Consider the following 13,503-nt stretch of genomic DNA (forward strand, 5'->3'; position numbering starts at 1 on the left):
AAAGGCCAATAAGAGATAAAAAAGCAAATTTCTTCACGAGCGTGAGCGTTAGCCTAGTTTCACTCAAACGCGCGAGGCCGCCATGGACGCTTATCCCCTGTATTTCGATTACGCCGCCACCACCCCTGTCGACGATGTCGTCATCGAAGCCATGCTGGGTTGCCTGGGTCGGCAGGGCGTCTTCGGCAATCCCGCCTCTCGCGGCCATGCCTTCGGCAACGACGCCCAGCGCGCCGTTGACACCGCTCGCCAGCAGGTGGCCGATCTGGTCGGCGCCCGGCCCGAGCAGCTGGTCTGGACCTCCGGTGCCACCGAGTCCAACAACCTCGCGCTGCTCGGCGTGGCTCGCCGTCGCGGGCGCGGCCATCTGATCACCAGTTGCCTGGAACACCGGGCGGTGCTCGATACCGCGGCCCAACTGGAAGCCGAGGGCTTCACCGTCACCTACCTGACGCCTGATGCGGCAGGTCTGATCACCCCCGCCGCCGTCGAGCAGGCCTGGCGGGCGGACACCTGCCTGGTCTCGCTGATGGTGGTGAACAACGAACTGGGCACCCTGACCGACATCGACGCCATCGGCCGGCTGGTCCGCGCCCGTGGCGCCCTCTTCCACGTGGACGCCGCCCAGGCCACCGGCAAGGTCGCCCTCGACCTGACCGGCCTGGAAGTCGATCTGATGTCCTTTTCCGCGCACAAGACCTATGGGCCCAAGGGCATCGGCGCCCTCTATGTGGGTCCGCGTGCCGAGGGTGCCCTGCAGGCGCAGATCCATGGCGGCGGCCACGAGCGCGGGCTGCGTTCCGGCACCCTGGCCACCCATCAGATCGTCGGCATGGGTACCGCCTTCGCCCTCGCCGGCCAGGCCATGGCGCGGGAGAACGAGCGACTCGGCCAGCTGCGCGAGCGGTTCCTGACCGGGGTGCAGACGCTGCCCGGCATGCAGCTCAATGGCTGTGCCCGTCAGCGCATTCCCCATACCCTGAATCTGACCTTCGCCACGCCGCTGGACACCGCGTCATTGCAGCGCCAGCTGGCCTTCTCGACCACCTCGGCCTGCAGTTCGGCCAAGGCGGCGCCCTCCCATGTACTGCTGGGTCTGGGGCTCACCCCTGAACAGGCCGCACGCAGTTACAGATTCAGCCTGGGCCGCTACACCACCGCGGCGGACGTGGACCGGGCCGTCACCCTGATCCACCAGCACGCCGCCCAGCCAGCGCCCTTCTGGGCCTGATCAGTCCAGGCGGAAGGCATCGGCATCGCGCTGCGCCGGAAAGCGCTCGCGATAGGCTGTGAGGGCGGCAGCCGAGAGCGTCGTGTGGAAGATGCCGGCTTCCGCGCCGGCCTCGATCAGGGGTTCACCCTGGAAGTCCAGCACCTGGCTGTCGCCCGCATAGGGATGGCCATTGCCGTCGCTGCCGAGGCGATTCACCGCGGCGACATAGCAGAGGTTCTCGATGGCCCGCGCCGGCAGCAGGCGATTCCAGTGCCCGCGCCGCGGCGCCGGCCAGTTGGCGACATAGAGCAGCAGGTCGGTATCGTCCTGGGCGCGACTCCACACCGGGAATCTCAGGTCGTAGCAGATCAGCGGGCGGATTCGCCAACCCTTGAGGGTCACCCGCAGCCGCTGCTCGCCCGGGGCATAGTGCTCGTGCTCGCCGGCCATGCGAAACAGATGGCGCTTGTCATAGTGCTGCAACTCGCCATCCGGCGTCGCCCACAGCAGGCGATTGCGGTGCTGCCCATCCGCGTCCCGCACGATCAGGCTGCCGGTGACCACCGCGCCGAGACGCTGCGCCTGTTCTCGCATCCAGACCGCTGTCGGCCCATCCGCGGGCTCGGCAAGGGCTGCCGATCCCATGGAAAAGCCGGTGGTGAACATCTCCGGCAGGATGATCAGATCGGTCTCGCCGACTTCCGTCAGCAGCGCCTCGAAATGGGCACGGTTGGCGGCCGGGTCGTGCCAGGCCAGTTCGCTCTGCACCAGCGCCAGGCGCAGGTCCCGGGTGGGTGTCAGATCGCGCATAGCCGCTCCGCTGCCTGCCGCAGGGTGTCTTCGCGCTTGGCGAAGCAGAAGCGCACCAGACGCAGGTCCGCAGGCGCCGTCTGATAGAACACCGACAGCGGAATGGCGGCGACGCCATGCTCGCGGGTCAACCACTCGGCCATGGCCACGTCGTCCAGATCCGGGCGAATGGCGGAATAGTCGACCACCTGGAAATAGGTGCCGGCGGCGCGCTGGAAGCTGAAGCGCGAGTTACCCAGCAGATCGCAGAAGAGATCGCGCTTGGCCTGATAGAAGGCCGGCAGCTCGCTGAGGTGTTCGGGATGGGCGGCCATGAAATCAGCCAGGGCGCCCTGGATCGGCGTCACCCCGCAAAAGCTCACGTACTGGTGCACCTTGCGCAACTCGGCCGACAGCGCCGGCGGCGCCACCACGTAGCCGGTCTTCCAGCCGGTGACGTGATAGGTCTTGCCGAAGGAGCTGACCACGAAGGCGCGGGCATAGAGTTCGTCGTGGGCGATGACGCTGGCATGGCGCTCGCCGTCATAGACCAGGTGCTCGTAGACCTCATCACTGACCAGGTAGAGATCGCGCCCGCGGATCAGCGCGGCCAGGCGGTCCAGGTCGGCGGCGCTGACCAGGGCCCCGCTGGGATTGTGCGGAGTATTGAGCACGATGGCGCGGGTGCGCGGACTCAGGGCGGCTTCCAGTGCCGTCCAGTCGATACCGAAGCCTGGCAGCGCCAGGGGCACGTGCACGCAGCGCCCGCCCGCCAGTTGCACCGAGGGTTCGTAGCTGTCGTAGCAGGGATCGAAGACGATCACCTCGTCGCCTGGTCGCACCAGGGTCTGGAGAGCGCAGAACAGGCCCTGGGTAGCCCCGGGCACGATGGTGACCTCGGCCTCGGCATCCACCGCTCGACCATAGAAGCGGGCGACCTTCGCCGCCACCTGCTGGCGCAGCGCCGGCAGTCCGGTCATGGGTGCGTACTGGTTGTGACCAGCCGCGACATGGCGACCGACCGCCGCGAGCAGCTCGGCCGGGCCGTCGAAATCGGGAAAGCCCTGGGACAGATTCAGCGCACCGGTCTGGGCGGCGAGCTGGGACATGCGGGTAAAGATGGTGACGGCGAGGTCGGGAAGCTTGCTCTGGATCATCGCGCGGGCATGGGTCTGGCTGGAAGGAGATCGGCAGACTGCGATTTTTTGCGCGAGAGGGCAAGTCTTGCCGGGCCAACGCCTGGGCGCAGCGGTCAATTCAGGCATCCCCTCGCCCTTGGGGAGAGCGCCAGGGTGAGGGCAAGCGCGTGGCCTTTTCCTTGAAGCGCCGGCGCGGGGCAGGCCCTCACCCCAACCCTCTCCCAGAGGGAGAGGGGGTCGGCCAGTGCCCAAGGAGGCCGCCGCGCCAAGCCGGGAGGCTACCCCGTAGCGTGGAAAACGGCGCAGCCTTTTCCACTGATGAATCCGCGGGGACGCCCTCACCCCAACCCTCTCCCAGAGGGAGAGGGGGCAGTTCGGTGCGCGAGGGGCACCTTCACCCCAACCCTCTACCAAAGAAAAAAGGGGGCTCCCCTGAGCCCCCTTTCCCTGCGCAACGTCCTGCCGGTCTACCGGCGCTTGTCCTTGCGCTTCTTCTCGGCCTTCTTGTGGTGGCTCATCAACCGGCGCTTCTTGTTGACCTGGCGCTCGGTCAGGGTGTTCTTCTTGCCCTCGAAGGGGTTCTCGCCACCGCGGTACTCGATACGGATCGGCGTACCCACCAGCTTGAGCACCCGGCGATAGGTCTTTTCCAGATAGCGGGTATAGGACTTGGGCACCGCATCGGTCTGGTTGCCGTGGATGACGATCAGCGGCGGGTTGGCACCGCCCAGGTGGGCATAGCGCAACTTGATGCGCCGGCCACTGACCATTGGCGGCTGGTGCTCCTGCACCGCGTCCTCGAGGATCTGGGTCAGGCGGCTGGTCGGCCAGCGGGTGGTGGCCGAGGCGAAGGACTGCTGCACCGACTTGTACAGATGGCCCACGCCGGTGCCATGCAGCGCCGAGATGAAGTGGATGTCGGCGAAGTCGACGAACAGCAGCCGGCGTTCCAGTTCGGTCTTGACGTAGTCGCGCTCGCCGGACTCCATGCCGTCCCATTTGTTGAGGGCGATCACCAGGGCACGCCCGGTCTCCAGCACGAAGCCGAGCAGGTTGAGGTCGTGCTCGACCACGCCTTCGCGGGCGTCCATGACGAAGATCACCACATTGGCGTCCTGGATCGCCTGCAGCGTCTTGACCACCGAGAACTTCTCGACCGCTTCGAAGACCTTGCCGCGGCGGCGCACGCCGGCGGTGTCGATCAGGGTGTAGCGTTCTTCGTTGCGCTCGAAGGGGATATAGATGCTGTCGCGCGTGGTGCCGGCCTGGTCATAGACGATCACCCGCTCTTCGCCGAGCATGCGGTTGACCAGCGTCGACTTGCCGACGTTGGGCCGGCCGATCACGGCGATCTTGATGCCGGTGGTCTCGTCGATGCCCTGCACGCGACGGAAGACGTCACCGCCCTCCTCCGCGGCCGCGCGCACCTGCTCCTCGGTGAGCTCCTCGACCTCGACCTCATCCTTGGGAAAGACGCCCAGGGCGTCTTCCAGCAGGTTGTTCACGCCGCGCCCGTGGGCCGCCGCGATGGGATAGGCGTCACCGATGGCCAGCGGGCTGAATTCCGCCCGGGCGATATCCGGGTCGACGGTATCGACCTTGTTGGCCACCAGGAAGGTGCGCTTGTTTCGCTTGCGCAGGTGCTCGGCGATCATCTGATCGGCGACGGTCATGCCTTCGCGGGAGTCCACCAGGAACAGCACCGCATCGGATTCTTCGATGGCCTGCAGCGACTGCTCGGCCATCTTCAGGTCGATACCTTCCTCGTCACCGGAGATACCGCCGGTGTCGACCACGATGTAGGTGCGTCCCTGCCACTTGGCTTCGCCGTACTTGCGATCGCGGGTCAGGCCGGCAAAGTCGGCGACGATGGCGTCCCGGGTCTTGGTCAGGCGGTTGAAAAGCGTGGATTTGCCGACGTTCGGCCGCCCCACCAGGGCAATTACGGGAACCATGCGGCTCTCCCAGAGCAGAAAACACGATGGCCGCTACCGAACTTCACGGTAGCGGCCATCGGTTGAGGATAATAGTTTCTAGCGCAGACGATAGGCGACGAGTTTACCGCCATTGCCGTAAACATAGAGCATGTCGCCGACGACCAGTGGCCGTACCCGGACGCCGTCACCGTCGACCTTGGTGCGACCGACGAAACGCCCATCGACCTGGCTCAGCAGGTGGATGTAGCCGGCGTAGTCGCCCACCACCACGTTGCTCGACCAGACCACCGGGCCGGTGAGCTGGCGACGGGCCAGATCGGCATTGGTCCAGAGCGAAGAAGTCGAGGATTCCTCGACGGCTTCCACGGTGCCGTTGTCCAGGCTCAGGTAGACGTTGCCGAAGCCTTCGGCCACGCCGTCGTAGCTGGAGGCGTCCCGCTGCCAGAGGATCTGGCCGTTGGCCGGATTGAGCGCGGCCACGCGGCCGTTGTAGCTGACCACATAGAGGGTGTCGCCCGACAGCGACAGACCACCGTCCACGTCAACGATCCGCTCCAGTTCGGAACGGCCCTTGGGCACGGCGATCTGCTGTTCCCACAGCGGCAGGCCGCGCTGCACGTCCAAGGCGACCACCTTGCCGCTGGCGAAACCGGCCATGACCACCTGGTTGGTGACCAGGGGCGCACCGGTACCGCGCAGACTCAGCACCGGCTGGGTGTCTTCGTAGATCCAGCGACGGGTACCACTGCCCAGCTCGAAGGCCTGCAGCTTGTCATCCTGGGACTGCACCACCACCACGTCGTTGTTGACCACCGGGGCGGACAGCACTTCGCTGGACGCCTGGGCGCGCCACTTCTCGTCGCCACTGGCACTGTCGAGGGCGATCACCTGGCCACGCAGGGTGCCGACCAGCACCAGGCCGGAGCCGACCCCCACCCCACCGGACACCGGCAGGTCCAGGTCCTTCTTCCACAGCACCTGGCCGGTCTCGCGATTCATCGCCATGACCCGGCCATCGGCATCGGCGGCGAAGATCGTCTGGCCGTCCACAGCCGGCACCAGGCGGTTGTATTCCTTGCCCTGGCCGTCGCCCACCGAGCGACTCCAGACTTCATCCAGCCGGACTTCGGCCTTGATGTCCTTCAGCTCGGCCGGCGGCAATTCCTTCTTGCCGGTGCTGCTGCACCCGACGACCGCAAGGGCGAGACCCAGTACCGCGATAGGCTTCCAGCGCAACATCAGGCGTCTCCTTTGGCGAGATCATCGAGTTTCATCTGCAGCACGCCTTCGGCTGCATCGTTGGGCAGCGCGGCGCGGGCTTTTTCATAGGCGGCGCGGGCCTCGGTCGGCTTCTTCAGCGCCACCAGCAGGTCGCCACGCAATTCTTCACGATTGGCGACATAGGCCTTGGGTGCCTCGCCATCCAGCAGCTTGAGGCCTTCTTCGGCCTTGCCCTGGGCCGCCAGCACCCGGGCCAGACGCTGACGCGCCAGCTCGCCGAGTTCGGCGTCGTGGGGCTTGTCCACCACGGCCTTGAGCTCGGCGGCGGCGTCGTCCAGGCGATTGTTCTCCACCGCCACCTTGGCGACGAAGAGACTGCCGTACTGGGCGTAGGCGGTACCGGAATAATCCTGCTTGAGCTTGCCGTAGGTATCGGTCACCCGTGCGGTGTCGACCTTGCCGCCGGGCGCCAGAGCGGCTTCCACCAGCTGCTGATAGAGCACCGAGGCGCCTTGCGCCTGGTTGTTCTGATAGCGCTGCCAGCCCTGCCAGCCCAGTACCGCCACCAGGGCGATGACGCCACCGGCCAGCAGCGGCTTGCCATTACGCTGCCACCAGGCCTTGGCGACCACCAGATTGTCGTCGTCGATGGAACTCAAATCCGTTCTCCTCAATTCCCGCGACCGGAACCGGCCGGGGGCAAAATCTCGTCCAGACGGGCGGCCAGGGCCGCGAAGTCGACCTTTTCCTGGGGCGCGTCGCCACGCAGCGGCTTGAGTGCCACCTGTTGCGTAGCCAATTCGTCGTCGCCCAGGATCATCGCCCAGAGCGCGCCGCTCTTGTCGGCCTTCTTGAACTGGCTCTTGAAACTGCCGGCGCCGGCGTTGACCAGCAGCCGCAGGTCGGGACGGGCGTCGCGCAGCTGCTCGGCCAGCTTGAGGCCGGCCAGTTCGGCCGCCTCGCCAAAGGCGCAGAGATAGAGATCGGCCGGGCGCTGCAGATCACCGGGCAGCCGCTCCAGGGTTTCCAGCAGCAGCACCAGGCGCTCGACGCCCATGGCGAAGCCGACCCCCGGGGTGGGCTTGCCACCGAACTGGGTGATCAGGCCGTCGTAGCGGCCACCGGCGCAGACGGTGCCTTGGGCACCCAGCTTGTCGGTGACCCACTCGAAGACGGTACGGCCGTAGTAGTCCAGGCCACGTACCAGCTTGGGATTGATCTGGTAGCGGATGCCGGCGGCGTCCAGGCGGGCTTTCAGGCCGTCGAAGTGGGCGCGGGATTCGTCGTTCAGATAATCCGCCAGGGTCGGGGCGTCCTGCAGCAGCGCCTGGGTCTGGGCGTTCTTGCTGTCGAGGATGCGCAGCGGATTGGTGGTCAGGCGGCGCTGGCTGTCTTCGTCGAGCTGCTCGTAGCGGTCCTGCAGATAGGCCACCAGGGCTTCGCGATAGCGCACGCGATCGGCACTGGAACCCAGGCTGTTGAGCTGCAGGGTGACGGCGTCGGTCAGACCCAGGCGCTGCCAGAGGCGCGCAGTGAGCACGATCAGCTCGGCGTCGATGTCCGGACCGGGCAGGTTGAAGACCTCGACGCCGATCTGGTGGAACTGGCGATAGCGGCCCTTCTGCGGCTTCTCGTAGCGGAACATCGGCCCGGCGTACCAGAGCTTCTGCACCTGGCCACCGCCGGTCATGCCGTGTTCGAGCACGGCCCGCACGCAACCCGCGGTGCCTTCCGGCCTCAGGGTCAGGGACTCCTCGTTGCGGTCGAGGAAGGTGTACATCTCCTTGTCGACCACGTCGGTGCCCTCGCCAATGCCGCGGGCGAAGAGTTCGGTGAACTCCATGATGGGCAGACGAATCTCGTGGTAGCCATAGCCGTCGAGCAGCGTCGCGAAGGTACGTTCCAGGTAGCGCCAGGCCGGAGTCTGCTCCGGCAGGATATCGTTCATGCCACGGATGGCTTGCAGGGACTTGCTCACGAAAGGGCCTTATTCCTTGATCTTTCAGCTGCGCGCGATGAGTGCGGCATCCGCTTCGGCCTTTTCGGCCGCCTTGCGGCGGATGAGCCCTTCCAGCTCGTCCACCAGATTGTCGTTGTTCAGCTTGGAAGCCGGCTTGCCGTCGATGTACACCAGGTTGTTCGGCGACCCCCCGGTCAGGCCGACATGCGCCTCCTTGGCTTCGCCGGGGCCGTTGACCACGCAGCCAATCACCGCGACGTCCAGGGGGACCAGCAGGTCCTCCAGGCGCCCTTCCAGCTCGTTCATGGTCTTGACCACATCGAAGTTCTGCCGCGAGCAGCTCGGGCAGGCGATGAAGTTGATGCCCCGCGAACGCAGGCGGAGGGATTTCAGGATGTCGAAACCGACCTTGATCTCCTCGACCGGATCGGCCGCGAGCGAGATGCGGATGGTGTCGCCGATGCCTTCGGCCAAGAGCATGCCCAGACCCACGGCGGACTTCACCGTACCCGAGCGCAGGCCACCGGCTTCGGTGATGCCCAGGTGCAGCGGCTGCTCGATGCGGGTGGCCAGCTGGCGATAGGCGGCCACGGCCATGAAGACGTCACTGGCCTTCACGCTCACCTTGAAGTCCGGATAGTCCAGCTTCTCCAGGTGGTCGACGTGGCGCATGGCCGACTCCACCAGGGCTTCCGGGGTGGGCTCGCCGTACTTCTTCTGCAGGTCCTTTTCCAGCGAACCGGCGTTGACGCCGATGCGGATCGGGATGCCGCGCTCGCGGGCCGCGTCGACCACCGCCCTGACCCGGTCTTCGCGACCGATGTTGCCCGGGTTGATGCGCAGGCAGTCCACACCCAGCTCGGCGACGCGCAGGGCGATCTTGTAGTCGAAGTGGATGTCGGCCACCAGCGGCAGGCTGACCCGCTGCTTGATGCGACCGAAGGCTTCGGCGGCGTCCATGTCGGGCACCGAGATGCGCACGATGTCGGCACCGGCGTCCTGCAGGCGCTGGACCTGGGCCACGGTGGCATCGACGTCGCAGGTTTCGGTGTTGGTCATGCTCTGCACGGCGATGGGGGCATCGCCGCCGACCGGCACCGAGCCGACCCAGATCTTGCGGGACAACCGACGTTTGATGGGCGATTCGCTATGCATGCTGGTTTCCCATGGGGTCGCCGGACGTCATTGTCCGGCCTGACCGAGTTTGATGCGGGCGGTCTCGCCCTTGGTGTAGGGCGCGAGGTCGACGACCTGGCCGTTGTAGGAGATCTGGGCACCGCGGGCGAAACCGAGACGGATGTTCACCGGTGCCTTGATCGAGGCGTAATCCAGGCTCTCGCCGCCCTTCTTCACGCCACTGAAGAGGATCTTGCCGGTACCGTCGCTGACCTGCGTCCAGCAACTGGCGGTGAACCGGATGTTCAGGCTGTCGCTGCCGGCGACGGGCGCCGCGGCAGGCGCGCTGGCCGGCGCGGCAGGGGCCGCAGCGGTGGGCGCCGTGGGAGCAGGCGTGGTCGAACCCGTTACCGGGGCCGGGGTGGGCGCTGCGGTAGGTGCCGTCATGGCGGCGACGGCATTGGCATCCGGCATCGGCGTGCCCACCGGGGAAGGCACGGTGGTCGCCGGCTGCTGGGCGGCGACCGGGGGCTGTTCTTCCGGCTCGTCGATGGGATGGATCTCGGTCTTGCCGTCGGCGCCCTCGACCTCGACATGCTCCATGCTCACGGCACTGGCGCTGGAGGCCTGGCGACTGCGCTCCTGCCACCAGAACAGGCCCATGGCGATGATCAGCACCACCAGGATGAAACTGACGAACCTCAGGACATTGCGCGACAGCCGCACCGGCTCGTCGAGACGCCCCAGGCTGTGCACGGTGCTGCCCTTGGCATCGGTGCCGGTATAGCCGTCGAAGGTACGCACCAGCTCGATCTGGTCCAGGCCGAGCAGCTTGCCATAGGCCTTGGTGTAGCCGCGGGCAAAGGTGTGCCCCGGCATCTGCTGATAGTTGCCGGACTCGAGCTGCTCGATGATGCGCTCGCTGAGATTGAGATTCTGAGCGACCTGGGCCTGGCTCCAGCCAAGCTCCAGCCGCTTCTGACGCAAGATCTCACCGGGATTGCCCCGTCCGGCGTGTACCGCTTCGGATTGCACTGCGGTCATTTCTGCTCCGACTGAAGTTGACGATATTCAGGTGAGTTCGGGTAGAGGCGCTTCAGCTGCAGGGCGTAACTCGCGGCGGTGTTGCGATCATTGAACACCTCGGCAAGACGGATCCCGAGCAGCAGGCTGCGGGCATCCTGGGGGCTTAGCTGGCTGAAGGCCTGGTAATAGCTCCGGGACGGCACGTAATCGCGCGTCTGGTAGGCCAATTGAGCCAATTCGAACAGGGCCCTGGGCTGATTGCGATCCAGCCGCAGGGATTTTTCCAGATTTTCCTTGCCCAAGTCGACCTGATTGAGTCGCAGGGCGGTCAGGCCGAGATTCTCGAACACCCGGGCGCGCTCCGGATAGAGGCTGTCCTCGGCGGCCTGGGTAAAGCGTTCGTAGGCATCCTTGTAGCGCCCCTGCTCATAGAGGAAGCTGCCGTAGTTGTTGAGGATGCGGGCATCGTGGGGCCGCTCGCGCAGGGCCAGGCGGTATTCCTGATCGGCCAGGTCGGTTTCGCCCTGGGCCTGGAACACCAGTCCGAGCGCGGCATGGGCGTCGGCGCTGGACGAATCCAGCTCCAGGGCCTTCTTCAGCGGCACCTTGGCCTGTTCGGTATTGCCCTGCTGGACATAGCCGAGGCCGAGCTGGATATAGGCATCACGGGCCTGCATCCGTCCCTGGCGGGTATCCATGGGGTTGCGATCACCCTCGGTCACGCAGCCGGCGAGGCCACCGACCAGCAGGGCGAGCGCGACAGCCGCAAAGCGCGTGATCGCCATGGTCGCGCCCTCAGCCCTGGAGCGGCGTTACGGTTTCGGCACCGTCGAGCTGGCGAACGGCGATATAGCGCTGGCTGCGGCGGGTGCGGTCCATGACCTGCCCCACCAGCTGGCCGCAGGCGGCATCGATGTCGTCACCGCGGGTGGTCCGCACCGTGACGTTGAAACCGGCCTGCACCAGCAGCTCCTGGAACCGGCGGGTGGCGTTCTTGCTCGGCCGCTCGTACCCGGAGTGCGGGAAGGGATTGAAGGGAATCAGGTTGATCTTGCAGGGCACGTTGCGCAGCAGCTCGATCATCTGCAGCGCGTGCTCGGGCAGGTCGTTGACGTCCTTGAGCAGGGTGTACTCGATGGTCAGGACGCGCTTCTCGCCCAGTTGCCGGATGTATCTCTGGCAGGCGTCGAGCAGCATGGCCAGCGGATACTTGCGGTTGATCGGCACCAGCTCGTTGCGCAACTCGTCGTTGGGCGCGTGCAGCGACAGCGCCAGGGAGACGTCGATGTGCTTGGCCAGCTCTTCGATCATCGGCACCACGCCCGAGGTCGACAGGGTGACCTTGCGCTTGGAGATGCCGTAGCCGAGGTCGTCCATCATGATGCGCATGGCGGCGACGACATTGTCGAAGTTCAGCAGCGGCTCGCCCATGCCCATCATCACCACGTTGGTGATGGCGCGGTCGATCTTGGCCGGTACGCTGCCAAAGGACTTGTTGGCGATCCACACCTGACCGATCACCTCGGCGGCGGTGAGGTTGCTGTTGAACCCCTGCTTGCCGGTGGAGCAGAAGCTGCAGTCCAGCGCGCAACCGGCCTGGGACGACACGCACAGGGTGCCGCGGCCATTCTGCGGGATGTAGACGGTCTCGACGCAGCTGCCGGAGGCGACGCGGATCACCCACTTGCGGGTGCCGTCGCGGGAGATGTCCTCGCTGACGATCTCGGGGCCACGGATTTCCGCGGCAGCCTTGAGCTTTTCCTTGAGCGCCTTGCCCAGGTTGCTCATGGCGTCGAAATCGTCGATGCCGAAGTGATGGATCCACTTCATGACCTGGCCGGCGCGAAAGCGCTTCTCCCGATGGACTCGAAGAACGACTCGAGTTGCGGCTGGGTCAGGCCCAGCAGATTGACCTTATCGGTGGCTGTGGTCATGGGATCACCTCGACGAAATCTGTTTGAAACCCGCGCAAGGCGCGGGCGGTGCCAGGAAGGCGGGCTGGCCGCTTCCCTGGCCGGCGCTCATCCTTAGCGGACGCGCTCGCAGACTTCGGTGGCTGCGAAGAAGTAGGAGATCTCGCGAGCGGCGGACGCTTCGGAGTCCGAACCGTGGACGGCGTTCTCGTCGATGGAGACGGCGAAGTCGGCGCGGATGGTACCGGCGTCGGCCTTCTTGGGATCGGTGGCGCCCATCAGCTCACGGTTCTTGACGATGGCGTTGTCGCCTTCCAGCACCTGGACCACGACCGGACCGGAGGTCATGAAGGAGACCAGATCCTTGAAGAAGGGACGCTCTTTGTGTTCGGCGTAGAAGCCACCGGCTTCGCGCTCGGACAGCTGGACCATCTTGGCAGCGACGACGCGCAGGCCAGCCTTCTCGAAGCGGGTGACGATCTCACCGACGACATTCTTGGCTACGGCATCGGGCTTGATGATCGACAGGGTACGTTGAACAGACATGTGAACTCCGAATGTGGGAATAGAGCAAAAACGAAACCCGCGGATTATACGCGGGTCCCGGTGAAAAGCGTAGCGCGGTACGGGCGATGCGTCAGGCGGACTCTTCGATCCAGGCGGCCTGGATGGCCTCCAGCACCTTCTCGCCACCCCGCTGGGGATCGTCGTCGAACTCCGGCAGCTCCACGACCCAGTTGCGCAACTTGACGAAATTCACGTAGCGCGGATCCACGTCGGGATGGGTGTCGTTGAGTTCGATGGCGATATCCAGCACATCGGTCCATTTCAGTGCCATGACAGCTGTCCTCAGTGACCTTCGGAAACCTGGTTGATGGTGTAGCGTGGAATCTCCACCACCAGGTCTTCGCTGCCTACTACCGCCTGGCAGGACAGGCGCGAACGCATCTCCAGACCCCAGGCCTTGTCCAGCATGTCGTCTTCGAGCTCATCGGAGGGCGCGAGGGAATCGAAGCCTTCCTGGACGACCACGTGGCAGGTGGTGCAGGCACAGGACATCTCGCAGGCGTGCTCGATGTCGATGCCGTTGCGCATGGCCGCGGCGATGATGGTTTCGCCTTCGCTGGCTTCGAAGACCGCCCCCTCGGGGCAGTGCTCGGCGTGGGGCAGCAGGGTGATCTGCGGCATG

Annotated in this window: 13 protein-coding genes and 1 pseudogene; 1 reads left to right on the plus strand and 13 read right to left on the minus strand. The window is 65.7% G+C overall.

Features of this window, described 5'->3' with window-relative positions:
- Positions 1-82: 82 nt before the first annotated feature.
- Positions 83-1,231, plus strand: coding sequence for an aminotransferase class V-fold PLP-dependent enzyme (locus BGI51_RS01375; RefSeq protein WP_187980091.1), 1,149 nt, complete (start codon positions 83-85; stop codon positions 1,229-1,231).
- On the opposite strand, the gene BGI51_RS01380 is transcribed toward BGI51_RS01375, so the two are convergent.
- The 13 genes and pseudogenes from BGI51_RS01380 to fdx all read right to left on the minus strand — a co-directional run bounded on the left by BGI51_RS01380 (position 1,232) and on the right by fdx (position 13,502).
- The gene (locus tag BGI51_RS01380) at positions 1,232-2,023 is read right to left on the minus strand and encodes an amidohydrolase (RefSeq protein ID WP_187980092.1); all 792 of its coding nucleotides are present in this window, start codon (positions 2,021-2,023) and stop codon (positions 1,232-1,234) included. It abuts the gene before it with no gap.
- On the minus strand, positions 2,011-3,159 hold the full coding sequence (locus BGI51_RS01385) for a pyridoxal phosphate-dependent aminotransferase (RefSeq protein WP_187980093.1): 1,149 nt from the start codon (positions 3,157-3,159) through the stop codon (positions 2,011-2,013). The genes BGI51_RS01380 and BGI51_RS01385 overlap by 13 nt, the downstream gene beginning before the upstream one ends.
- Positions 3,160-3,608: 449 nt before the next feature.
- Positions 3,609-5,096: a ribosome biogenesis GTPase Der gene (gene der / locus BGI51_RS01390; protein ID WP_158892845.1), complete on the minus strand. Its 1,488-nt coding sequence runs from the start codon at positions 5,094-5,096 to the stop codon at positions 3,609-3,611.
- Between the two features lie 78 nt (positions 5,097-5,174).
- Entirely contained in the window at positions 5,175-6,317 is a 1,143-nt protein-coding gene (gene bamB / locus BGI51_RS01395) for an outer membrane protein assembly factor BamB (protein WP_133862759.1), read from the minus strand.
- Positions 6,317-6,958: a tetratricopeptide repeat protein gene (locus BGI51_RS01400; protein WP_133862760.1), complete on the minus strand. Its 642-nt coding sequence runs from the start codon at positions 6,956-6,958 to the stop codon at positions 6,317-6,319. Before BGI51_RS01400 ends, bamB begins: the two co-directional genes overlap by 1 nt.
- A gap of 11 nt (positions 6,959-6,969) precedes the next feature.
- Positions 6,970-8,277 (minus strand): histidine--tRNA ligase, encoded by a 1,308-nt coding sequence (gene hisS, locus BGI51_RS01405; protein ID WP_187980094.1) that lies wholly within the window; start codon positions 8,275-8,277, stop codon positions 6,970-6,972.
- A gap of 24 nt (positions 8,278-8,301) precedes the next feature.
- Positions 8,302-9,414, minus strand: coding sequence for a flavodoxin-dependent (E)-4-hydroxy-3-methylbut-2-enyl-diphosphate synthase (gene ispG, locus BGI51_RS01410; RefSeq protein ID WP_133862762.1), 1,113 nt, complete (start codon positions 9,412-9,414; stop codon positions 8,302-8,304).
- Positions 9,415-9,441: 27 nt separating this feature from the next.
- The gene (locus BGI51_RS01415) at positions 9,442-10,419 is read right to left on the minus strand and encodes a RodZ domain-containing protein (RefSeq protein WP_133862763.1); all 978 of its coding nucleotides are present in this window, start codon (positions 10,417-10,419) and stop codon (positions 9,442-9,444) included.
- On the minus strand, positions 10,416-11,186 hold the full coding sequence (pilW, locus tag BGI51_RS01420) for a type IV pilus biogenesis/stability protein PilW (RefSeq protein WP_133862764.1): 771 nt from the start codon (positions 11,184-11,186) through the stop codon (positions 10,416-10,418). The genes BGI51_RS01415 and pilW overlap by 4 nt, the downstream gene beginning before the upstream one ends.
- Positions 11,187-11,196: 10 nt before the next feature.
- Positions 11,197-12,335 (minus strand): annotated as a pseudogene (gene rlmN / locus BGI51_RS01425) (23S rRNA (adenine(2503)-C(2))-methyltransferase RlmN).
- Between the two features lie 93 nt (positions 12,336-12,428).
- Positions 12,429-12,860 (minus strand): nucleoside-diphosphate kinase, encoded by a 432-nt coding sequence (ndk, locus tag BGI51_RS01430; protein WP_187980095.1) that lies wholly within the window; start codon positions 12,858-12,860, stop codon positions 12,429-12,431.
- 91 nt (positions 12,861-12,951) lie between these two features.
- Positions 12,952-13,152: a Fe-S cluster assembly protein IscX gene (gene iscX / locus BGI51_RS01435; protein ID WP_133862767.1), complete on the minus strand. Its 201-nt coding sequence runs from the start codon at positions 13,150-13,152 to the stop codon at positions 12,952-12,954.
- An 11-nt stretch (positions 13,153-13,163) separates the two neighbouring features.
- On the minus strand, positions 13,164-13,502 hold the full coding sequence (fdx, locus tag BGI51_RS01440; protein WP_133862768.1) for an ISC system 2Fe-2S type ferredoxin: 339 nt from the start codon (positions 13,500-13,502) through the stop codon (positions 13,164-13,166).
- Position 13,503: the final 1 nt, after the last annotated feature.

The sequence above is a fragment of the Pseudomonas oryzihabitans genome (assembly GCF_014522265.1).
Lineage (GTDB): Bacteria > Pseudomonadota > Gammaproteobacteria > Pseudomonadales > Pseudomonadaceae > Chryseomonas > Chryseomonas aestiva.

Excerpts from the sequence above, each read along its gene's own strand:
- BGI51_RS01375 (WP_187980091.1), top strand. The coding sequence starts at position 83 with ATGGACGCTTATCCCCTGTATTTCGATTACGCCGCCACCACCCCTGTC.
- BGI51_RS01380 (WP_187980092.1), bottom strand. The coding sequence starts at position 2,023 with ATGCGCGATCTGACACCCACCCGGGACCTGCGCCTGGCGCTGGTGCAG.
- BGI51_RS01385 (WP_187980093.1), bottom strand. The coding sequence starts at position 3,159 with ATGATCCAGAGCAAGCTTCCCGACCTCGCCGTCACCATCTTTACCCGC.
- der (WP_158892845.1), bottom strand. The coding sequence starts at position 5,096 with ATGGTTCCCGTAATTGCCCTGGTGGGGCGGCCGAACGTCGGCAAATCC.
- bamB (WP_133862759.1), bottom strand. The coding sequence starts at position 6,317 with ATGTTGCGCTGGAAGCCTATCGCGGTACTGGGTCTCGCCCTTGCGGTC.
- ispG (WP_133862762.1), bottom strand. The coding sequence starts at position 9,414 with ATGCATAGCGAATCGCCCATCAAACGTCGGTTGTCCCGCAAGATCTGG.
- BGI51_RS01415 (WP_133862763.1), bottom strand. The coding sequence starts at position 10,419 with ATGACCGCAGTGCAATCCGAAGCGGTACACGCCGGACGGGGCAATCCC.
- pilW (WP_133862764.1), bottom strand. The coding sequence starts at position 11,186 with ATGGCGATCACGCGCTTTGCGGCTGTCGCGCTCGCCCTGCTGGTCGGT.
- ndk (WP_187980095.1), bottom strand. The coding sequence starts at position 12,860 with ATGTCTGTTCAACGTACCCTGTCGATCATCAAGCCCGATGCCGTAGCC.
- iscX (WP_133862767.1), bottom strand. The coding sequence starts at position 13,152 with ATGGCACTGAAATGGACCGATGTGCTGGATATCGCCATCGAACTCAAC.
- fdx (WP_133862768.1), bottom strand. The coding sequence starts at position 13,502 with ATGCCGCAGATCACCCTGCTGCCCCACGCCGAGCACTGCCCCGAGGGG.